General features: G+C 69.9%; 16 protein-coding genes and 1 pseudogene. 4 read left to right on the top strand and 13 right to left on the bottom strand.

What is annotated here, in order from left to right; genetic code table 11:
- Nucleotides 1-25: 25 nt before the first annotated feature.
- Both OG430_RS15955 and OG430_RS15960 read left to right on the top strand, forming a co-directional pair.
- Nucleotides 26-1,495, top strand: coding sequence for a cytosine permease (locus tag OG430_RS15955; protein WP_327353164.1), 1,470 nt, complete (start codon nucleotides 26-28; stop codon nucleotides 1,493-1,495).
- A gap of 62 nt (nucleotides 1,496-1,557) precedes the next feature.
- Nucleotides 1,558-2,547, top strand: coding sequence for an LLM class flavin-dependent oxidoreductase (locus OG430_RS15960; RefSeq protein ID WP_327353165.1), 990 nt, complete (start codon nucleotides 1,558-1,560; stop codon nucleotides 2,545-2,547).
- 89 nt (nucleotides 2,548-2,636) lie between these two features.
- On the opposite strand, the gene OG430_RS15965 is transcribed toward OG430_RS15960, so the two are convergent.
- The 4 genes from OG430_RS15965 to OG430_RS15980 form a co-directional block, all read right to left on the bottom strand.
- Nucleotides 2,637-4,061: a sugar porter family MFS transporter gene (locus OG430_RS15965; protein ID WP_327353166.1), complete on the bottom strand. Its 1,425-nt coding sequence runs from the start codon at nucleotides 4,059-4,061 to the stop codon at nucleotides 2,637-2,639.
- A 214-nt stretch (nucleotides 4,062-4,275) separates the two neighbouring features.
- Entirely contained in the window at nucleotides 4,276-7,845 is a 3,570-nt protein-coding gene (smc, locus tag OG430_RS15970) for a chromosome segregation protein SMC (protein WP_327353167.1), read from the bottom strand.
- 199 nt (nucleotides 7,846-8,044) lie between these two features.
- The gene (locus tag OG430_RS15975) at nucleotides 8,045-8,257 is read right to left on the bottom strand and encodes a hypothetical protein (protein WP_327353168.1); all 213 of its coding nucleotides are present in this window, start codon (nucleotides 8,255-8,257) and stop codon (nucleotides 8,045-8,047) included.
- Nucleotides 8,258-8,607: 350 nt separating this feature from the next.
- The gene (locus OG430_RS15980; RefSeq protein ID WP_327353169.1) at nucleotides 8,608-8,889 is read right to left on the bottom strand and encodes an acylphosphatase; all 282 of its coding nucleotides are present in this window, start codon (nucleotides 8,887-8,889) and stop codon (nucleotides 8,608-8,610) included.
- Nucleotides 8,890-9,057: 168 nt separating this feature from the next.
- Here OG430_RS15980 and OG430_RS15985 point away from each other — a divergent pair, with 168 nt between their 5' ends.
- Nucleotides 9,058-9,954 carry a CAP domain-containing protein gene (locus OG430_RS15985; RefSeq protein WP_327353170.1) on the top strand — a complete coding sequence of 299 codons (897 nt, stop codon included), beginning with the start codon at nucleotides 9,058-9,060 and terminating at the stop codon, nucleotides 9,952-9,954.
- Between the two features lie 3 nt (nucleotides 9,955-9,957).
- Here OG430_RS15985 and mutM read toward each other — a convergent pair whose 3' ends face one another.
- From mutM to OG430_RS16030, 9 genes and pseudogenes are all read right to left on the bottom strand, one after another.
- A complete protein-coding gene (gene mutM, locus OG430_RS15990) occupies nucleotides 9,958-10,818 on the bottom strand; it encodes a bifunctional DNA-formamidopyrimidine glycosylase/DNA-(apurinic or apyrimidinic site) lyase (protein ID WP_327353171.1) in 861 nt (286 codons plus the stop codon).
- Between the two features lie 221 nt (nucleotides 10,819-11,039).
- A complete protein-coding gene (gene rnc, locus OG430_RS15995; protein ID WP_327353172.1) occupies nucleotides 11,040-11,861 on the bottom strand; it encodes a ribonuclease III in 822 nt (273 codons plus the stop codon).
- A 19-nt stretch (nucleotides 11,862-11,880) separates the two neighbouring features.
- On the bottom strand, nucleotides 11,881-12,054 hold the full coding sequence (rpmF, locus tag OG430_RS16000; protein ID WP_003965982.1) for a 50S ribosomal protein L32: 174 nt from the start codon (nucleotides 12,052-12,054) through the stop codon (nucleotides 11,881-11,883).
- A gap of 2 nt (nucleotides 12,055-12,056) precedes the next feature.
- Nucleotides 12,057-12,698, bottom strand: coding sequence for a YceD family protein (locus OG430_RS16005; RefSeq protein ID WP_327359116.1), 642 nt, complete (start codon nucleotides 12,696-12,698; stop codon nucleotides 12,057-12,059).
- Nucleotides 12,699-12,854: 156 nt separating this feature from the next.
- A complete protein-coding gene (locus OG430_RS16010) occupies nucleotides 12,855-13,964 on the bottom strand; it encodes an ATP synthase F0 subunit B (protein ID WP_327353173.1) in 1,110 nt (369 codons plus the stop codon).
- A 70-nt stretch (nucleotides 13,965-14,034) separates the two neighbouring features.
- The gene (gene coaD, locus OG430_RS16015; protein ID WP_327359117.1) at nucleotides 14,035-14,514 is read right to left on the bottom strand and encodes a pantetheine-phosphate adenylyltransferase; all 480 of its coding nucleotides are present in this window, start codon (nucleotides 14,512-14,514) and stop codon (nucleotides 14,035-14,037) included.
- A 92-nt stretch (nucleotides 14,515-14,606) separates the two neighbouring features.
- Nucleotides 14,607-15,188: pseudogene (rsmD, locus tag OG430_RS16020) on the bottom strand (16S rRNA (guanine(966)-N(2))-methyltransferase RsmD); the annotation flags it as partial.
- A gap of 163 nt (nucleotides 15,189-15,351) precedes the next feature.
- Complete coding sequence (gene recG, locus OG430_RS16025; RefSeq protein WP_327353174.1) at nucleotides 15,352-17,547, bottom strand: ATP-dependent DNA helicase RecG; 2,196 nt, start codon at nucleotides 17,545-17,547, stop codon at nucleotides 15,352-15,354.
- Nucleotides 17,548-17,657: 110 nt separating this feature from the next.
- Nucleotides 17,658-19,472 carry a DAK2 domain-containing protein gene (locus OG430_RS16030; protein WP_327353175.1) on the bottom strand — a complete coding sequence of 605 codons (1,815 nt, stop codon included), beginning with the start codon at nucleotides 19,470-19,472 and terminating at the stop codon, nucleotides 17,658-17,660.
- A 249-nt stretch (nucleotides 19,473-19,721) separates the two neighbouring features.
- Between OG430_RS16030 and rpmB the strand changes: the two genes are divergently transcribed.
- Nucleotides 19,722-19,907 (top strand): 50S ribosomal protein L28, encoded by a 186-nt coding sequence (gene rpmB / locus OG430_RS16035; protein WP_266714523.1) that lies wholly within the window; start codon nucleotides 19,722-19,724, stop codon nucleotides 19,905-19,907.
- The last annotated feature ends 92 nt before the right edge of the window (nucleotides 19,908-19,999 follow it).

Below are 19,999 nucleotides of genomic sequence, written 5' to 3' on the forward strand. Positions count from 1 at the left end.
CACTCCTCCCCCACGGAGTCACCGCATGCCCACCGAGTCCCCCAGCGCTGCCCCGGCCGGCGAGAGCGCGATAGAGACCCGCGGCCTCGAGCCCGTCCCGGACAGCGAGCGCACCGGCAAGGTCCGCGAGCTGTTCCCCACCTGGGTCGCCGCCAACATCAGCGTGCTGCTGCTCACCATGGGCGCCGGCCTGGTGGTCTTCAACGGCCTCAACATCTGGCAGGTGCTGATCGTCGCGGCCGTGGCGCCGATCGTCTCGTACGGGATCGTCGGTCTGATCTCGATCGCGGGCAAGCGGGGCGGCTCCCCGGGCATGGCGCTCTCCCGCGCGGTCTTCGGCCAGCGCGGCAACCTCTTCCCCGGCTCGCTGATCTGGGTGGCCCGCTGGGGCTGGGAGACGATCAACGCGGTCACGGGTGCGTACGCGATCCTGACCGTGCTCGACCTGCTCTTCGGCATCAAGTCGAACACCCCGCTGATCGTGGTCACGCTGCTGCTCTTCGTCGCCGGTACGTTCGTGGTGTCGGGCCTCGGCATCAACGCGCTGCGGGTGTGCAGCAAGTGGTCGACGTACCTCTTCGGCGCCTTCAGCGTCCTCGTCCTCATCTACCTGGCCGCCAACACCGACTGGTCCGCCGTCTTCGACAAGCCGGCCGGCTCCGCCGCGATGGTCGTCGCGGGCGTCGGCATGATCGGCGCGGGCGGCATCAGCTGGGTGCCGACCGGACCGGACTTCACGCGCTACCTGCCTCGGGAGGCTTCCGCGAAGAAGTTGGTCGGCACGACGATCGGCGGCGCCGGCATCGTCGTCCTTCCGATGGTCCTGATGGGCGCCGTGATGGCGGTCGCCACCCCGGGCCTGGCCGAGGCGCAGGACCCGGTCTCCTTCATCGGCACGCTCCTTCCGAACTGGATCGCGGTGCCGTACCTGGTGATCGCCCTGGTCGGCATGGTGCTGATCAACTCGATGTCGATGTACTCGGCGGGCTTCACCGCGCAGACCCTCGGCATCCGTGTCCCGCGCCACTGGGCGGTCAGCGTGAACGCCGTGATCAGCCTGGCCTTCGGATGCCTGCTCATGCTCGTGGCGACGAGCTTCATCGGCTCGTTCATCTCCTTCCTCACGTTGCTCGCGGTGGCGTTCTCCGCCTGGATCGGCGTCTTCGGCGTCGACATGCTGCGCCGCAAGTCGTACGACGCCGCGGCGCTCATGGACACCACCCGCACCAGCGCCTACTGGTACAAGGGCGGCTTCGCCTGGCAGGCCATGGTCGCCTGGGCGGTGGCGCTGGTGACCGGCCTGCTGTTCACCAAGGTCGACTGGTTCGCGGGCCCGCTCGCCACCTCCTGGATCGGCGAGAACGGTCTGGGCTGGGCAGCCACGATCGTCCTCTCCGGCGTGCTGTACGCGGTGCTGCCGCGGACGCCGGAGGTCGCGACTCCCGCCGCTGCCGAGGCGGATGAGGAAGAGAAGGTCGCGGCCCTTACTATCTGACGCCGCGTCAACTACCGTCCCCCTTCGCCAACCCACGGTCCGGTCGAAGGGGGACGTTTTCCATGCCCGTCACGGTCGTACGCTTCAACCTCGTCGATCCCGACGGGACGCCCGAGTCGCTCGCCGACCGCTACGGCGCCGCGGTCGAGATGGCCAAGTACTGCGACGGCGCGGGGGTGAACTCGATCCAGACCGAGGAGCACCACGGCGCCGACAACAACTGGATCCCCTCCCCCTTCCACTTCGCGGGAGCGGTCTTCGGCGCCACCCGGACCATCGCGGTCACCGTCTCCGCGATCATCGGCCCGCTGCACGACCCGCTGCGGATCGCCGAGGAGATCGCGGTCCTCGACCTGATCAGCAAGGGCCGTCTGGTGACGGTCGCCGGCATCGGCTACCGGCCCGCCGAGTACGAGGCGTTCGGCGTCGAGTGGGGCCGGCGCGGCAAGCTCCAGGACCAGCTCCTGGAGACGCTGCTCAAGGCCTGGACGGGCGAGCCCTTCGACTATCAGGGCCGCACGGTCCGGGTCACCCCGCGCCCGTACACCCAGCCCAACCCCCTTCTCCTGGTGGGCGGTTCCTCCCAGGCGGCGGCCCGCCGCGCGGCCCGCCTCGGCCTGCCGTTCTTCCCCAGCGCGCACATGCCCGAGCTGGAGGCCTACTACAAGGCGAAGTTGGAGGAGTACGGCACCGAGGGCTGGACCATGATGCCCGCCAAGGAGACCCCGCTCCTGCACCTCTCCGAGGACCCGGACCACACCTGGGCGACGTACGGCAAACACTTCCTGCACGAGGCGCAGATGTACGCCTCCTGGGGGTCCAAGGACATCAAGTCGGCCGTACGATCCCACGCCACGACCGTGGCGGAGCTGCGCGAGGAGGGCGTCTACCGGATCCTCACGCCCGACGAGTGCGTCGACTTCGCCAACAACTCGGACGACCCGATGACCAGCCTCGTCCTGCACCCGTTGTGCGGCGGCATGCCCATCGACGAGGGCTGGCGCAGCCTGCACCTGCTCGCGGAAAGCGTGCTCCCCCGGCTCACCGGCTGAGCCGGCCGAACCTGTTGAGCCGGGAAGACGTGCTGCCCCGGCTCAACAACTGAGCCGAGGCAGCACGAGAGGAGAGGGGCAGCGGGGGGTTAGCCCATCTCCTCCAACGCCTTGCCCTTGGTCTCCTTCACGAACTTGAGCACGAAGGGGATCGAGAGCACGGCGAAGAATGTGTAGATGAGGTACGCGCCCGAGAGGTTCCAGTCGGAAAGGCTCGGGAAGCTGGCCGTGATGGCCCAGTTGGCGAGCCACTGCGCGGCGGCGGCGACACCGAGCGCGGCGGCGCGGATCTTGTTCGGGAACATCTCGCCGAGGAAGACCCAGACCACGACACCCCACGACAGGGCGAAGAAGAGCACGAAGGCGTGGGCGGCGATCAGCGCCACGAGGCCCTGGGTGTCGGGGAGTTTGCCCGCGGCGTCCAGCTTGGCGGAGAACGCCCAGGCCTCCAGGGCGAGGGCGATCGCCATACCGGCGGAGCCCACCAGGGCGAGCGGCTTACGGCCGACCCGGTCGACCAGGACCATCGCGATCACGGTGCCGATGATGTTGATGATCGACGTGGTGAACGAGTAGAAGAACGAGTCGCTCGGGTCGATGCCGACGGACTGCCACAGCGTCGAGGAGTAGTAGAACGCGACGTTGATGCCGACGAACTGCTGGAAGACCGAGAGGCCGATACCGATCCAGACGATCGGCTTGAAGAGGAAGCTGCTGCCGCCGAGCAGGTCCTTGAAGGTGGACTTGTGCTCGCTGCGCATCGCGTGCTCGATCTCGGTGACGCGGGCGTCCAGGTCGACGTGTCTGCCCTCGACCTCTTCGAGGATCTGCTTGGCCTTCTCGTTCTTGCCGACCGAGATCAGAAAGCGCGGGGACTCGGGGATCGCGAAGGACAGCACTCCGTAGAGCACGGCCGGGACGACCATCACGCCGAGCATGACCTGCCAGGCCTCGAGGCCCATGATCTTGTCGCGGTCGTTGCCGCCCGCGGCGTTCAGAATGCCCCAGTTGACCAGCTGCGAGACCGCGATGCCGATGACGATCGCGGCCTGCTGGAAGGACCCGAGCCGGCCGCGGTAGGCGGGCGGCGCGACCTCGGCGATATAGGCCGGGCCGATGACCGAGGCCATACCGATCGCGACACCACCGAGCACCCGCCAGAAGGCGAGGTCGTAGAGCGCGAAGGGCAGCGCCGAGCCGACGGCGCTGATGGTGAAGAGCGCGGCGGCGATCCGCATCACGTGGATACGGCCGATACGGTCGGCGAGGCGGCCCGCGATCGCGGCGCCGATGGCGCAGCCGAGCAGGGCGATGGCGATGACCTGGCCGAGCGCGCCGGAGCCGATGTCGTACTTGCTGCCGATCGCACCGACGGCGCCGTTGATCACAGCGCTGTCGTAGCCGAAGAGGAAGCCGCCCATGGCAGCCGCGGCCGTAATGAAGATGACATGGCCGAGGTGCTCGGGCTGAGCCTCTCGGGCTCCGGATCCCGGAACCTTCGCTGTGCTGGTCACGTGTACTCCTGGGTACCCGGGCTGCGGTGTCCGGGCATGTGGGGGAGGCCCTCTAAGTGGCGCACAACATCCGGCGGCCCACCACTTGAAGGTAAAAACAACGTTGCAGACACTATGCCTTCAAGTTTCGAAGTCAATAGGTGAGTGACTATGAACTTTTAGGCAACCGAGAGTCATTGAGGTTCAACTCTTGAAGGCATGAGGGTTGGGCCGCTCAGCGCAGCCGCTGGCTGATCACCTTGGAGACGCCGTCGCCCTGCATGGACACGCCGTACAGCGCGTCCGCGACCTCCATGGTCCGCTTCTGGTGCGTGATCACGATGAGCTGCGAGGACTCCTGCAGCTCCTGCATGATCCGGATCAGCCGCTGCAGATTGGTGTCGTCGAGCGCGGCCTCGACCTCGTCCATCACGTAGAACGGGCTCGGCCGCGCCTTGAAGATCGACACCAGCATCGCCACGGCCGTCAGCGAGCGTTCACCGCCCGAAAGCAACGAAAGGCGCTTGACCTTCTTGCCCGGCGGCCGGGCCTCGACATCCACGCCCGTGGTGAGCATGTTGTCGGGATCGGTCAGAATCAGCCGCCCCTCACCACCCGGGAAGAGCCGTGAGAAGACGCCCTCGAACTCGCGGGCCGTGTCCCGGAAGGCCTCGGTGAACACCTGCTCCACGCGCTCGTCGACCTCCTTCACCACCTGCAGCAGGTCGGCGCGGGTCTTCTTCAGGTCCTCGAGCTGCTCGCTCAGGAACTTGTGACGTTCCTCCAGCGCGGCGAACTCCTCAAGCGCGAGCGGATTGACTTTTCCGAGCTGCTGGTACGCCCGTTCGGCTGACTTGAGCCGCTTCTCCTGCTCCGCCCGTACGAACACGACCGGCCGGTTCCGCGGGTGGTCCGGGTCCTCCGGAAGCTCCTCGCCCTCGGCGGGCGGCGACGGCGGGACCGGCTGGTCCGGGCCGTACTCGGAGACCAGCCCGGCCGGCTCCACGCCCAGCTCCTCCAGGGCCTTGGCCTCCAGCTGCTCGATCCGCATGCGCTTCTCGGCGCCGAGCACCTCGCCCCGGTGGACGGAGTCCGTCAGCTTGTCCAGCTCGGCCTTGAGGTCACGCCCGGCAGTGCGCTCGGCGGTCAGGTCCAGCTCGCGCCCGGCCTTGGCCCGCTCGGCGGCGGCCCGCTCGGCCTCGGCCCGGACCAGGGACACCTCGACGTGGGCGAGCAGTTGGCGGGCGCCGGACGCGACGGCCTCGGCGACGGCGGCCTCGTGCCGCATCCGGGACCTGCGCTGCTCGGCACGCGCGCGTGCCTCGCGTTCGGCGCGGGCGGCCCGGTCCAGGCCGTCGGCGCGGCCCGCGAGTCCCTTGACGCGCTCCTCGTGGGTACGCGCCTGGAGTCGGGCCTCCATCTCGGTCTGGCGGGCGTTGGCACCGTCGGCCGCGAGGCGATCGCGTACGGACGTGTCCGGCTCCTCGTCCCCTCTTTCCCCGGAGGGGGCGGCCTCCTCGGCGACTTCGAGCCGCTCCGCCAGCTCCTCGGCGTCCTGCATCGCCCGGTCGAGCGCGTCCTGCGCCCGGGCCGCGGCGGCCGTCATGCGCTCGGCCTCCCCCGCGGCCCCGCGCGCCTGGCCCGCGAGCCGGCCCAGCTGCTGCGAAACGGCGTTCTTCTCCCGGTCGGCGACCCGCCGCCGCTCCCCCAACTCCTCGACCAGGGCGGCCTGTTCACGCCGCCGCTCGGTGGCGGCGCGCTGCACCCCGGCCAGTTCCTCGCACCGTACGGCCAGCTCTTCCAGCTCGGCCGCCGCCTCGTCGACGGAGGCCTGCACTTCCAACAGGCTGGGCGCCCCGGCGGATCCACCCTGCGCGAAGTGCGCCCCGAGCACGTCGCCCTCCGCCGTCACCGCGGTCAGCTCGGGCTGCGCGTAGACAAGATCCTCGGCGTCCTCCAGCGTGCCGACGACCACGACCCCGCGCAGGAGCCTGCGTACGGCGGGCCTCAACTCGTCGGGGCAGCGCACCAGATCGGCGGCGTACGGCGGCCCGTCGTTCTGCTGAGGCACGTCCCCCGTGTCGGGCGCCCCGGAAAGGAGGAGCGCCGCCCGCCCCGCGTCCTGCTTGCGGAGCAGCCGGATCGCCTCGGCCGCCGTCCCCGGATTGGCCACGGTGATGGCATCCGCCGCGGCGCCGAGCGCGGCCGCGACCGGCACCTCGAACCCGGGGGCCACGCTGAGCAGTTCGGAGGCTGGCCCGAGCAGCCCGGCAAGCCGGTCCTTGGCCGCGAGCAGCGCGCCCGTGCCGTCCTTGCGGCGCAGCCCGAGGGCCAGCGCGTCATGCCGGGCCGAGGTCGCCGCCCGCTTCCGCTCGGCCGCGGTGACCGCCTCGCGCGCCGCACTCAGCGCGGCCTCGGCCTCGGCGAGCTCCCGCTTGGCGGCGTCGTGCTGCTCCCCTATGGCGGTGTCGTCCGCGTCCAGCCCGTCGACCTCGGCCTTGAGCTGCTCGTACTCCTCCTGCGCGGCGACCGCCCGCTCCTGCGCCTCGTCCCGGGCGGTGGCGAGCCGGTCGATCTCGGCCTTGGCCGAAGCGGCCTTGGAGCGGGCCGCGTTGACCTGTCCGTGCAGCCGGGCAAGGCCCTCGCGCCGGTCGGCGATGGCCCGCGCCACGTCCTTGAGGCGCCGCTCCTCGACGGCGAGCTCCCGCTCCAGCTCGGCCCGGTGCGCGACGGTGTCGTCCAGGGCCCGCTCGGCCGCTTCGAGCGCGGCCTCCAACTCGGCCTCCTGCTCCCGGATCCGGGCGGCCTCGCGCTCCATGTCCTCGGGGTCGCGCCCGCGCCGCTCCTCGGCGGGCGCCTGCGTCGCGCTCTTCACCCGGGCGTCCGCGAGGCTGATCGTGCCGCGCACCCGCTCGGCCAGCTGGGACAGCTCGTACCAGGTCTGCTGGGCCTGCTGCAGGCGTGGGGCGAGGCGCCGCACCTCGTCCTCCAGCGCGGCCTCGCGCGTGATCGCGGCCTTCAGATCGGCTTCCGCTGAATCCTTCCGCCGCTTCAGTTCCGCCTCGTCCGCGACCTCGGTACGCAGCGCCTCCTGGAGACGTACGAGATCGTCGGCGAGCAGCCGCAGCCGGGCGTCGCGCAGATCGGCCTGGATGACGGCGGCCCGCCGCGCCACCGCGGCCTGCCTGCCGAGCGGCTTGAGCTGGCGCCGCAGTTCATCGGTGAGGTCCTGCACGCGCGCGAGGTTGGCCTGCATCGCATCGAGCTTCCGCAGCGCCTTCTCCTTGCGCTTGCGGTGCTTGAGGACGCCCGCGGCCTCCTCGATGAAGGCCCTGCGCCCCATGGGGTCGGCGTGCAGCACGGAGTCGAGCTGGCCCTGCCCGACGATGACGTGCATCTCGCGCCCGATGCCCGAGTCGGACAACAGCTCCTGAATGTCCAGGAGTCGGCAGGTGTCTCCATTGATCTGGTACTCGCTGCCGCCATTGCGGAACATGATCCGCGTGATGGTGACCTCGGCGTACTCGATGGGCAGCACGCCGTCGGAGTTGTCGATGGTGAGGGACACCTCGGCCCGGCCGAGCGGCGGCCGCCCGGTGGTGCCGGCGAAGATGACGTCCTCCATCTTGCCGCCGCGCAGCGATTTGGCGCCCTGCTCGCCCATGACCCAGCTCAGCGCGTCCACGACATTGGACTTGCCGGAACCGTTGGGACCGACGACGCAGGTGATGCCGGGCTCGAAACGCAGCGTCGTCGCCGAGGCGAAGGATTTGAACCCGCGGAGGGTCATGGCCTTGAGGTGCACGCCCGGACTCTACCTATCGGTCCTGTCTCACTCCATGAACCCGCGGTTTCACCGAACAAGGTGCAGGGCACACCAGACGTGAGAAAGCCCTTCCAGGAGCCCTGTCGAAAGAAAGAAGGGACGCCGAAGCGTCCCTTGCAGATCTTCTTCACAAGCGGCTGACATGAGCAGCCCGACCCATTTGCCTTACGCGGCGGGGTCAGGCAAGCGCAGGCTCCGCCTGGGGTACGTCGATGCTCTCCACGAGCGAGTCGCCGGGGTGAGAAGCGGCAGCAGTAGCCAACGCGTCATTTTCGGCCTGGATGCGTACGAGCTCTGATTCCAGGTCCTGGACGCGCTGCTGAAGCCGTCGCATCTCGGCGAGAAGTCGCGGGTCTGAGCCGCCGACGTAACCGAGAAGCGCCTTTGCCATGATGGATGGTCCTCCACACTGAGTGACCGACCGAAGCGGTGTGGGTCGTGAGGGAAGCACCCGCGGTGATTGGCACTGCTTGTTGTTCTGCGTGTTCTCACATGCCAAACAGCTAGGGTGCGCGGGGACTTCCAGCGTCTCACCAAAATGTTTGACGGTCAACACGATCACACCCCGTATTGGCGGGCAAACCTGGGGGCACACGCTCTCGCGCGGCTCTCCTGCAGGGCCCAGGGGCGTGGAGATCATCCTTACTTGCGCAGCCTGGCACGGCAAGGCTTTGTTGGCAACCACCAGGTCATTTCTGCCCCGCACACATGCCCCGGGCATCTGATATGGAGCCGGTCCCGTCAACGGATGGCGAATCCGTCATAAATGCCGCGTGGGGCATCCCAGATCTCGGTGACACCGTCGACCCGGCCGGGTGTGTCGCCGCGTTCCAACCAGTCGAGCAGTTTCTCGCAGCCGACCCTCGATCCCTCCGCCACGACCTGCACCCGTCCGTCGGCGAGATTGAGCGCGAAGCCGGTGATGCCACCGAGCTCGAGTGCCTTTGCCCTGGTGAACCAACGAAAGCCCACTCCTTGTACATGGCCGCGCACCCAGGCGACGAGCCGAGCCTCTTCGTTCATGTGTGCAAGCTAACCGGCCAATTGCTCTGGGAGCACTTCACCCCCATCCGTCATCGCGTACAGTCGCGAAAAGATAAGCTCACCCGTTTGGGTGAGCTTCTGTAGTGAGTGTTACAGCAGTCGAGAACGGCCGTAAGAACGAGCCGCTAGGACGAGGAAGGCCAGGAGATGGGACGCCACCGACGCTCCGACGCCGGCCCTGCCGCCGAAGCTCCCCACCAGGCCGGGATCCCCGGTCAGCGGAGCGCGAGCTCGCACCGCCGCGCCAAGCGCCCCGCGGCCCCCGTGCGCACCGGCCTGCTCGGTGTTTCCGCCGCCGTGGCCCTGGGTGCCGTGGCCGTCGCCTCCGGCCTGCTGCCGGGCGGGGACAACTACCAGCTCGGCGGCGGCAGCGACCCCGGCAAGGTGCGGGCCGCGAGCAGTCCGAACGACCTCGAGTCGCAGGGCGGCGCCGACACGGACCAGGAGCGCAGGGAGACGGCCGCGAGCCGTGGCTCCGAGCGCCCCGAAGCGTCCAAGTCGCCCTCCTCGGAGCCGTCCGCGAAGCCCTCCAAGACGCCTTCCAAGGAGCCGTCCTCGGACGACTCGGACAAGGCCGGCAGCGGCAAGGACAAGGCCTCTACCCCGTCCCGTGACACTTCGCCGGAGCCCAAGCAGTCGTCCTCGCCCTCGAAGCCGTCGAGCGGCGAGACGTCCGCCGAGGCCCAGGTGCTCGCCCTGGTCAACCAGGAGCGCGCCAAGGTCGGCTGCAGCCCGGTCCGCGCCGACGGCGACCTGTCCGCACTGGCCGGCGCCTTCAGCGAGGACATGGCCGACCGGGGCTTCTTCGACCACACCGACCCGGACGGCGCCACCCCCTGGGACCGCGCCGACTCGGTCGGCATAGCCAACCTCGGCGGCGAGAACATCGCCAGGGGCCAGGCCAACGCCCAGTCGGTGATGGACTCCTGGATGAACAGCACCGGCCACCGAGCCAACATCCTGAACTGCGACTACAAGACCCTCGGCGTCGGCGCCTACTTCGGGTCCGGCGGTCCCTGGTGGACCCAGGACTTCGGCTTCTAGCCGTTACGCCCCTGACCTCGGCGGTCGCTGGCAGCGCGGGCAGAAATAGCTGGAGCGGTTCATCCACGGCCGTCGGCGCATCGGTGTTCCGCAGCGCCGGCACGGCTCGTCCTCCCGGCCGTACGCGTCCAGGGAGCGCTCGAAGTAGCCGGACTCCCCGTTCACATTGACGTAGAGGCTGTCGAAGCTGGTGCCGCCGACAGCGAGCGCCGCGTTCATCACGTCCCGGACGTGGCCCAGGAGTTCCGCGGTCTTCGGCCGCGTGAAGGTGGCGGTGGGCCGCTCGTAGTGCAGCTTCGCACGCCACAGGGCCTCGTCGGCATAGATGTTGCCGACGCCGCTGATCAGGGACTGGTCGAGCAGGGCCCGCTTGATGGTCGTACGTTTCCGCCGCAGCGCCTCATGGAAGGCCGCGTCGTCGAAGACCGGGTCCAGGGGGTCGCGGGCGATGTGCGCGATGACGTCGGGCAGCCCGTCCGGAGTGTTCTCGTGCAGCGAGAGCCCGCCGAAGGTGCGCTGGTCGACGAAGCGCAGCTCGGTTCCCTGCGCATCGTCGAAGCCGACCCGGATCCGCAGGTGCTTCTCGTCGGGGGCGTCGTTCGGCTGGACCAGGAGCTGGCCGCTCATGCCGAGGTGCGCGAGCACGGAGCTCGGCGAATCCGCGAGCGGCAGCCACAGATACTTCCCGCGCCGCTGGGCGAGCCCGATCCGATGCCCCTTGAGCTGCGCCGCGAAGTCCCCACCACCGGCGAGGTGGCGGCGTACGGCGCGCGGATGCAGCACCTCGACCTCGTTGACGACGCGACCGCTGATCCAGCGTTCGAGCCCACGACGTACGACTTCGACCTCGGGCAACTCAGGCACGGGAACCCCCAGTTCACGTCACCGTGCGGGCAGACTCGCTGCCGCCACACCGTGTGGGCAGTCGTTCCGCAGGGCGGAACGGGTGGGCACACCCCCGGTGCCGGATCGCCTGCAAGGGGGCGCAAAGGCGTGCAACGTACCGCAGGAAAAAGCGACGGCCCGTCCCGCGTAATGGGCGGGACGGACCGTCGTACAGCTATACGGCTCAGACGCGAAGAGCGTCAGGCAGTAGCGGTATCTGCCTCAGCCTCAGCCGGGGCTGAAGCGGATGCGGAGGCGGCGGAGGCAGCAGCCTCGGCCTTCTCCCGCTCGTCCGCGGCAGCGCGAATCGCACGCCACGCGGACTCGGCGGCCTGCTGCTCCGCCTCCTTCTTGCTGCGGCCGGTGCCGGTGCCGTACGAGACGCCTCCGACGCGGGCAGCAGCGGTGAAGGTCTTCTCGTGGTCGGGGCCCGTCTCCGAGACCAGGTACTCGGGTACGCCGAGCCCTTCGGTCGCGGTGAGCTCCTGGAGGCTGGTCTTCCAGTCCAGGCCGGCCCCGAGGTTCGAGGACTTCTCGATCAGGGGGTCGAAAAGGCGGTGGACCAGCTCGGAAGCCGCGTCCAGACCCTGATCGAGATAGACCGCGCCGATCACCGCTTCAAGGGTGTCGGCGAGGATGGATGCCTTGTCCCGGCCACCTGTGCCCTCTTCACCGCGGCCGAGCCGGATGAAGGCGCCGAGGTCGAGCCCACGGCTCACCTCGGCGAGCGCACGCGAATTGACCACCGCGGCCCGCAACTTGGCCAGTTGGCCTTCGGGCAGGTCGGGGTGGGTGGTGTACAGCGTGTCCGTGACGACGAGGCCGAGCACGGAGTCCCCGAGGAACTCCAGCCGCTCGTTCGTCGGCAGACCGCCGTTCTCATACGCGTACGAACGGTGGGTCAGTGCACGCACCAGAAGGGCGGACTCGAGGTGATACCCGAGCCGCCCTTCCAGAAGCGTGTGGGACGAGGCCGTGTTCTCCGCCTGCTTTTTGGCGTTTTCCGCCTTGGCGTCAGACATCGTGCCTCTCACCAGCCGCTCAGACCTCGAGGACCTGGCGCTTGTTGTAGGTGCCACAGCTGGGGCACGCGATGTGCTGCAGCTTCGGCTCCTGGCAACGCTCACACGAAACCAGGGTGGGGACCGCAGCCTTCCACTGCGACCGGCGGTGGCGCGTGTTGCTGCGCGACATCTTCCGCTTCGGAACAGCCACGGCTACTTCTCCTGCTTCTCGTCGACGCCAGCTTCGGCGCCGCTCATCTCGTCCTTCTCGCCGTCCTGGAGCGAACCAGCGAGTCCCTGCAGTGCCGCCCAACGGATGTCGGCGACGTCGTGGTGGTGGCCCGGATTGTCGTTCAGGTTGATTCCGCATTCGGAACACAGACCCGCACAGTCCTCCCGGCACACCGGCTGCATCGGCAGTGCGAGCACCACCGCATCACGCAGCACGGGCTCGAGGTCGAACATGCCGTCCTCGAGGGGGATCATGTCCTCGTCGTCCTCGGCGTCGTCGGCCGGTTCCGCCTGCTTGCTGCGGCCCCGGTCGTCGGCGTCAGGGTACGAGTACATCTCCTGGAAGTCCGCATCGAGCTCTCGCTCGAGCGGCTCCAGACACCTTACGCACTCCCCGTCGACCCGTGCACGGGCGGTGCCTGTGACAAGCACCCCTTCCATGACCGACTCGAGCCGGAGCTCGATCTCCACCGGGGCGCCTTCCGGCGTCCCGATGACTCCCTGGATACCGAAGTCCTTGGGAGCCTCGATGGTGCGGGTCAGCCGCTGCATGGCACCCGGACGCCGCCCCAGCTCGTGTGTGTCGAACACGAGGGGGTTGCGGTGGTCAAGGCGCGTGCTCAGGGCTGTTCCTGCTTTCGATCATCGAAGTCGTGGGGAGGCCGCTCTCACCCACTGGGTGGGCAGCCTTGATCGCGGGCGTACACGCGACCGAAGAGCCAGGATACTGGACCTTTCGCTCTCGGCCCAATCCGGTGCTCGGGCCCCGGTCCGCGATGGCTAGTTCTGCCCCTGGCCGCGGCCCTGCTCGTACTGACGCAGCTGGTCGACGCTGATCATGCTGGTGTCGAAGAGGCTGGTCTCGTCGAGGACCGAAGGATCGTGCTGGGGCTGCTGGCCGCCGTGGGTCTCGGCGTAGCCGCCGCTCTGGTCGTAGCCCTGCTGCTGCGGGTACCCGTACTGGTCCTGCTGGCCGTAGGCCGCGTAGGGGTCCTGCTGGGTCCCGTACGGCTGCTGGTCCTGGTGGCCCGCGTACGACTGCTGCTGATAGCCGTACGTGTCCTGCTGCTGGTACGCGTACGGGTCCTGCTGGGCGTACTGGGGCTGCGCGGGCACGCCGGCCGGGGCCTGCTGGGGCGGGTCCTGCTCGGGGGTGATCTGCGCCGCCTGCGGGTCGGCGAGGTCCGCGAGGAAGTCGGCGTCGCTGCCGTACCCCTGCGAGGTGCCCTCGCCCAGCTGCCCGAGGTCGTCCGTGGCCACGCGGCCCTGCAGCTTCTGGCGGCCGCGGCCGACCGCGTCGAGCGTCTTGGAGAGCACGGCCTCGAAGGCGCCGAGCTTGCCGTCCACGTACTCGTCGGCCCGGCGGCGCAAGGTCTCCGGGTCCTGGCTGCGCTCGGGAGCCTCGGTGAAGTCGGGGTCCTCGTAGCCCTGCGCGTCCAGGCCCTCGCCGGTGCCGAGGAGCTTCTCGCGGCCGCGGCCGACCGAACCGAGGGTCTTGGTGAGGACGACCTCGAAGTTGGCCAGCTTGGAGTCGACGTACACGTCGGCCTCCTGCTGGATCTCCTCGGCCTCCTGGCGGGCCTTGGCGAGAATGCGCTCCGCCTCGTCCTGGGACTGGCGGGCGACCGCGGTGTCCGAGATCAGCGAGCCGCGCTCGGCGCGGGCCGTCTCGATGATGCGGTCCGCCTCCAGGCGGGCCTGCTCGACCATCTGCTCGCGGCCGCCGATGAGCTCCTGGGCCTGGGCGAGGGAGCCGGGCAGGGCCCCGCGCACGTCTTCGAGCATCGAGAGCAGGTCGGTGCGGTTGACCACGCACGAGGCCGACATGGGCATGGACCTGGCGCCCATGACCGCCTCGACGATCTCGTCCAGTTTCTTCTGCACGTCCACCGTGTGCTCGCCACTTCCTGCCTGGGTGTCTCAGCCTGATTGGGAGACGGACGGGTCGACTGTAGCCCCATCAGCCTTTCGCGAGGCGCTCGTTGAGGGCTTCCAGGACGATCGGCGGGACCAGGTGCGACACGTCGCCGCCCCAGGCCGCGACCTCCTTGACCAGCGACGAGGACAGGAAGCTGTAGGTCGGGTTGGTGGGGACGAAGAGGGTCTCCACGCCCGAGAGGCCGTTGTTCATCTGGGCCATCTGCAGCTCGTAGTCGAAGTCACTGACGGCGCGCAGGCCCTTCACGATGGCCGGGATGTCGCGCTGCTTGCAGAAGTCGACGAGGAGGCCGTGGAAGGACTCCACCTCCACGTTCCCGAACTCGGCGGTGACCTGGCGGATCAGGTCGATGCGCTCTTCGATCTCGAAGAGGCCCTTCTTGGACTGGTTGATCATCACCGCGACGTGCACGACGTCGTAGAGGCGCGAGGCGCGGGCGATGATGTCGAGGTGTCCATTGGTGACGGGGTCGAACGACCCCGGACAGACGGCGCGGCGCAACTGAAGTCCCTCACTCTCCGGTGCGGTCATGAGATGGCGTCCGGGGTGCGGCCCGGGACGGTGTCTGCGGTGCTGCCCTCACTTGCGTCACTTGCGTTTTCGCAGGTGGAGGCGGCGCGACCGTACCAAAACGTGCCCTCGCCGTAGCGCCGGGACCTGAGCCCCTCGAACCCGTCCGGCCAGCCGAACTCGCCGCCTCTGGTGCTGCGCTCCACGGTGACGAGCGCTTCGTCGGCGAGCCAGCCCTGGGTGCGGAGTGTGAGCAGGATCTCCCGAAGATCGTCGTCGCTCACGGCGTACGGAGGGTCGAGGAAGACCAGGTCATACGGGTCACCGGGAGCCGAACCTGCAATGATTTGGGCCGCTTTGCCCGCTCTGACCTCGGCGCCGGGGAGGCCGAGCGCGCGGACGTTGTCCCTGATGGTGCGCACCGCGCGGGCGTCGGACTCGACGAGCAGGGTGTGGCCCGCTCCCCGGGACAGCGCCTCCAGGCCCACGGCGCCGGAGCCCGCGTACAGGTCGAGCACATGCTCGCCGTCCAGCGGGCCGCCGAGGAGCGACTGCCAGGTGGAGAACAGGCCCTCGCGCGCGCGGTCGGAGGTGGGGCGGGTGCCGTTGCCCGGTGGTACGGCCAGGCGGCGGCCGCCGGCGCGGCCGGCGATCACGCGGGTCATCTGGGTCCTTCGGGTTCGGCGTCGGTCTTTCGGTTCCACCCCCACGATATGGCGTGGGCCCCGGTGGTGGTCATGGCTGGGCGCCGACCGGAGTCGGGCGACGGGGCCGTCGCGGGGCAGTCACGGGGCCGTCGTAGGGCCGTCGTAGGGCCGCCGTAGGGCTTCATCCCTTCTCCAGGTACTGCTCCCGTTCCTTGTCGAGGAGCGCGTCCAGCGTCATCCGCAGCTCCGGATACCCCTCCAGCTCCGGGTCCTCGGTGACGATCGCCACCGCCTCCTCACGGGCCTCGGCGATGACCTCCTCGTCCTCGATGACCGCGAGCACCCGCAGCGACGAGCGGACCCCGGACTGCGCCTGGCCGAGAACGTCGCCCTCGCGGCGCTGTTCGAGGTCGATCCGGGAGAGCTCGAAGCCGTCCAGCGTGGCCGCCACCGCGCCGAGGCGGGCCCGGGCCGGGCTCGCCTCAGGCATCTCGGAGACCAGGAGGCACAGGCCGGGGGCCGAGCCACGGCCGACGCGGCCGCGCAGCTGGTGCAGCTGGGAGACACCGAAGCGGTCCGCGTCCATGATCACCATGGCGGTGGCGTTCGGGACGTTCACCCCGACCTCGATGACCGTCGTGGCGACCAGTACGTCCACGTCTCCGGCGGCGAAGCGGCGCATCACGTCGTCCTTGTCGTCGGGCGCCATCCGGCCGTGCAGGATCTCGACGCGCAGGCCCTTCAGCGGCCCGGCGGTCAGCTGTTGCGCGACTTCCACGACGGCGAGCGGCGGGCGCTTCTCCGCCTCGTCCTCGGCCGACTTCTTCTTCTTGGCGTCGGCCTTGTCGTCCAGGTCGTCACCGATCCGCGGGCACACGACGTACGCCTGGTGGCCCTTCTCGACCTCCTCGCGGACCCGCTCCCAGGCGCGTGCCAGGAAGTGCGGCTTGTCCGCGGCGGGCACGACATGGGTGGCGATCGGCGAGCGTCCGGCGGGGAGTTGGTCGAGGACCGAGGTCTCCAGGTCGCCGAAGACGGTCATCGCGACCGTACGCGGAATGGGGGTCGCGGTCATCACCAGGAGGTGCGGGGGCTGCTTGCCCTTGGAGCGCAGGGCGTCGCGCTGCTCGACGCCGAAGCGGTGCTGCTCGTCGACGACGACCAGGCCGAGGTCGTGGAACTGGACCTTGTCCTCGATCAGCGCGTGCGTGCCGATGACGATCCCGGCCTCACCCGTGACCAGGTCGAGCAGTGCCTTTCGGCGGCCGGCCGCGCCCATCGAGCCGGTGAGCAGCACCACCTTGGTGGCGTGCTCCGTGCCGCCGAGCATGCCGCCCTCGGCGAGCTCGCCCATCATCTCGGTGATCGAGCGGTGGTGCTGCTGGGCCAGGACCTCGGTGGGCGCGAGCATCGCGGCCTGCCCGCCCGCGTCGACCACGGCGAGCATCGCGCGCAGGGCCACCATGGTCTTGCCCGAGCCCACCTCGCCCTGCAGCAGCCGGTGCATCGGGTGCTCGGTCGCGAGGTCGTCGAAGATCTCCTTGGAGACCTTCTGCTGGCCCTCGGTGAGCGTGAAGGGCAGCTTGGCGTCGAAGGCGTCGAGCAGACCGTCCGGCGCGGGTCGCCGTGCCACGGCGGGGAGTTGGGTGTCGGCGTACCGCCTGCGGGCCAGGGCGACCTGGAGGACGAAGGCCTCGTCCCACTTCAGGCGGGACTTGGCATCGGCGATGTCCGCCTTCGTGTGCGGGCGGTGGATCTTGAGCAGAGCCTCGGGCAGCGGCACCAGGGAGCGGCCGTCGCGCAGCGCGGGCGGCAGGGGGTCGACGGCTTCCTGGACGCTGGGCAGCACGGCGTCGACCGCCTTGGCGATCTTCCAGGACTCCAGCTTGGCGGTGGCCGGATAGATCGGGATGAGCGCTCCCGCCCAGGCGTCGACCGCGTCCGAGTCGCTGCCGCCGCGCAGGAGTTCATACGCGGGGTGGGCGAGCTGCAGCTTGCGGTTGAAGGCCGAGACCTTGCCGGCGAACATCGCGCGGGTGCCGGGCAGCAGGTCCTTGTGCGGCTTGTGGATGCCGCGGCCGAAGAAGACGAGCTGCAACTGGCCGCTGCCGTCGGTGATGACGACTTCGAGGCGCTGGCCGCGGCCGCCGTTGAACTTCAGGATGCGGGCACTGGCTACCTGGGCGACCACGGTCACGTGCTCGCCCAGGGGCAGGTCTGCCAGCTGGGTGAGCTCGCCCCGCTCCGCGTACCGCCGCGGATAGTGGTGCAGCAGGTCGCCGACGGTGTGCAGGTCGAGGTGCTCGGCCATCACCTTCGCGGTGGCGGGGCCGAGCAGTTTCTTCAGAGGTTCTTCGAGCACGGGCACGCGATCCATTGCACACCACACGACTGACATCGGCGGGAGCCTGTGGAAAACCGGTCCCGACGTGCCTGTGGAAAACCCTCACGCCACCCTCGCGGCACCCGGCTGCCGGACGCCCCCGGCTATTCGACCCCGATGAGCAGCAGCGCCGACTGCCGCCCGCCGCGGTAGACGACCGTGTCCACGGCGAGGTGCGCCTCGCGCACGTGGTCCTCGAGCCGCTCGGCGACGGCCTCCGGGGCCTCGTCCCCGAGGACCAGCGTGACCAGTTCGCCGCCGGCAGCCAGCATCCGGTCGAGCACGGAAGTCGCTGTGGCCGCGACGTCGGTGCCGATCACGGCGACGTCGCCGTCGATGAGGCCGAGTACGTCCCCGGCCTGGCAGATGCCGGCCGTGGTCCAGAACTGCCGCTCGGCGACGGCCAGTTCCGCGTAGCGGGTGGCCCCGGCCGCCGAGGTCATGCCGACGACGTCCTCGTCGAAGCGGCGGTCGGGTTCGTGCACGGCGAGCGCCGCGATGCCCTGGACCGCGGAGCGGGTGGGGATGAGCGAGACCCGTACGCCTTCGGTGCGGGCCTGCTCGGCGGCGGCCGCGGCGGTGTGCCGCAGCTCGGCGTCGTTGGGCAGCAGCACGACCTCGCGGGCGTGCGCGCGCCGGATCGCGTCGACGAGTTCGCCGCTGGCCGGGGGCTCACCGGGGCGGGCGAGCACGGTGGTGGCGCCCGCCTCGGCGTACAGCGCTGCGAGACCGTCCCCGGGTACGACCGCGACGATGGCGCGCTGCGCCCGCTCGCGGGGCGGCGCCGCGAAGCCCGCGCTGTGCGCGTCCGCGGAGCCGAAGTGGGTGATGCGGATGCGGTACGGCCAGCCCGCCTCGACACCCGCCTCCACCGCGGCGCCCGCGTCGTCGACGTGCACATGGACGTTCCACAGACCGTCGCCGCCGACCACGACGAGGGAGTCGCCGAGCGCGTCGAGCCGGGTGCGCAGCCGGGCGACGGCGGCGTCCTCGGCCTCGAGGAGGTAGATGACCTCGAAGGCCGGCCCGGTGCCGTCCTCCCCGTCGGCCGGGCAATCCTCCACGAGCGCCGGATCGCCGGCGCCGGCTTGCACGCGTACGTGCACCGCATCGCCATCCACGCGCGCGTGCCCCTCCCCGTCCACACGATCGACGTCCACACGATCGACGCGCGCGTGCCCGTCCGCCGACCGGTGCCAGGGATGCGCGGGCGCCTGACCCGTCAGCGCCTGCACCAGCGCACCGAGCACTGCCACCAGGCCCTGCCCGCCCGCGTCCACGACCCCCGCGCGCCCCAGGACCGCGAGCTGTTCCGGGGTCGCGTCCAGTGCCGCACTCGCGCCCGCGTAGGCCGCCTCGGCCACTGCCGCACAGTCGCCCTCGGCCGTGGCCCCGGCCTGTGCCGCCGCCGTGGCCACCGTCAGCACGGTGCCCTCCACCGGGTGCGCGACCGCCTGGTAGCCGGACTCGGCGGCCCGTACCAGCGCCAGCCTCAAAAGCTCCCCGTCACCGGCACCCGGGGCGTGAGCCTCGTCACGCTCCGAGGCGTCCTCGACCCGCCCTCGATCGCTCTTCTCGGGTTCGCCCGCGACCACCTGGGCCACCCCGCGCAGCAGCTGCGCCAAGATCGTCCCGGAGTTCCCGCGGGCCCCGATGAGCGCTCCGTGCGCCATCGCGCGCACCGCCTCCGTGAGCGAGGGCCCGTCGCCGGAGCCCGCCGCCTCGTGGCCCGCGAACACCGCCTCCACCGCCTGGGAGGCGGATTCCACGGTCAGATAGAGGTTCGTCCCGGTGTCCCCGTCCGCGACCGGATAGACGTTGATCGCGTCGATCTCCGCGCGGGCCCTGCCGAGTGCCTCCAGAGCCAGCCCGCACCAGGTGCGCACCACGGCTGCGTCGGCATGGACGGGCTGCGGCACCTGTGCCTCCTAGCTGCGGGGTAAGTACCGCAGAGTAGTCCGGCGGCAGCCGAGGGCCCGGTCAGGGGCCGAGGCAGCCATGGTAGTTTCGTTGTACCGAGGCAGTCGTTGTATGCTGCTCCGGTTGCCCGATAGAAATCGGGACATCCCCCCTGGCACCGCCACTCAGGTCACTGAACTGAATCCGGCATGCCGGGTTTAACCGTAAGTGCATTGCATTCAGTGCATCTGAAGTCTTTGGAGTGACCCGTGGCTGCCAACTGCGACGTCTGCGGCAAGGGGCCGGGCTTCGGCAACAGCATCTCCCACTCGCACCGCCGTACGCCCCGTCGCTGGAACCCGAACATCCAGCGCGTGCGTGCCGTGATCAGTGGGACGCCGAAGCGCCTCAACGCCTGCACCTCGTGCATCAAGGCCGGCAAGGTCTCGCGCTGACGCAACGAAGCGCGGCCACCTAGCTGGTTGCTGCAGGGAGCCGATCCACCTCACGGTGGGTCGGCTTTTTGCTGTACCCACCCGTCCCGTCC

Origin of the sequence: Streptomyces sp. NBC_01304, assembly GCF_035975855.1 — a bacterium.
Classification (GTDB): domain Bacteria; phylum Actinomycetota; class Actinomycetes; order Streptomycetales; family Streptomycetaceae; genus Streptomyces.

Coding starts and splice junctions, on each gene's coding strand:
- rnc (WP_327353172.1), bottom strand. CDS start 11,861: ATGTCTGACGCCAAGGCGGAAAACGCCAAAAAGCAGGCGGAGAACACG.
- OG430_RS15975 (WP_327353168.1), bottom strand. CDS start 8,257: ATGGCAAAGGCGCTTCTCGGTTACGTCGGCGGCTCAGACCCGCGACTT.
- OG430_RS15980 (WP_327353169.1), bottom strand. CDS start 8,889: ATGAACGAAGAGGCTCGGCTCGTCGCCTGGGTGCGCGGCCATGTACAA.
- recG (WP_327353174.1), bottom strand. CDS start 17,547: ATGGATCGCGTGCCCGTGCTCGAAGAACCTCTGAAGAAACTGCTCGGC.
- OG430_RS15985 (WP_327353170.1), top strand. CDS start 9,058: ATGGGACGCCACCGACGCTCCGACGCCGGCCCTGCCGCCGAAGCTCCC.
- OG430_RS15960 (WP_327353165.1), top strand. CDS start 1,558: ATGCCCGTCACGGTCGTACGCTTCAACCTCGTCGATCCCGACGGGACG.
- OG430_RS15955 (WP_327353164.1), top strand. CDS start 26: ATGCCCACCGAGTCCCCCAGCGCTGCCCCGGCCGGCGAGAGCGCGATA.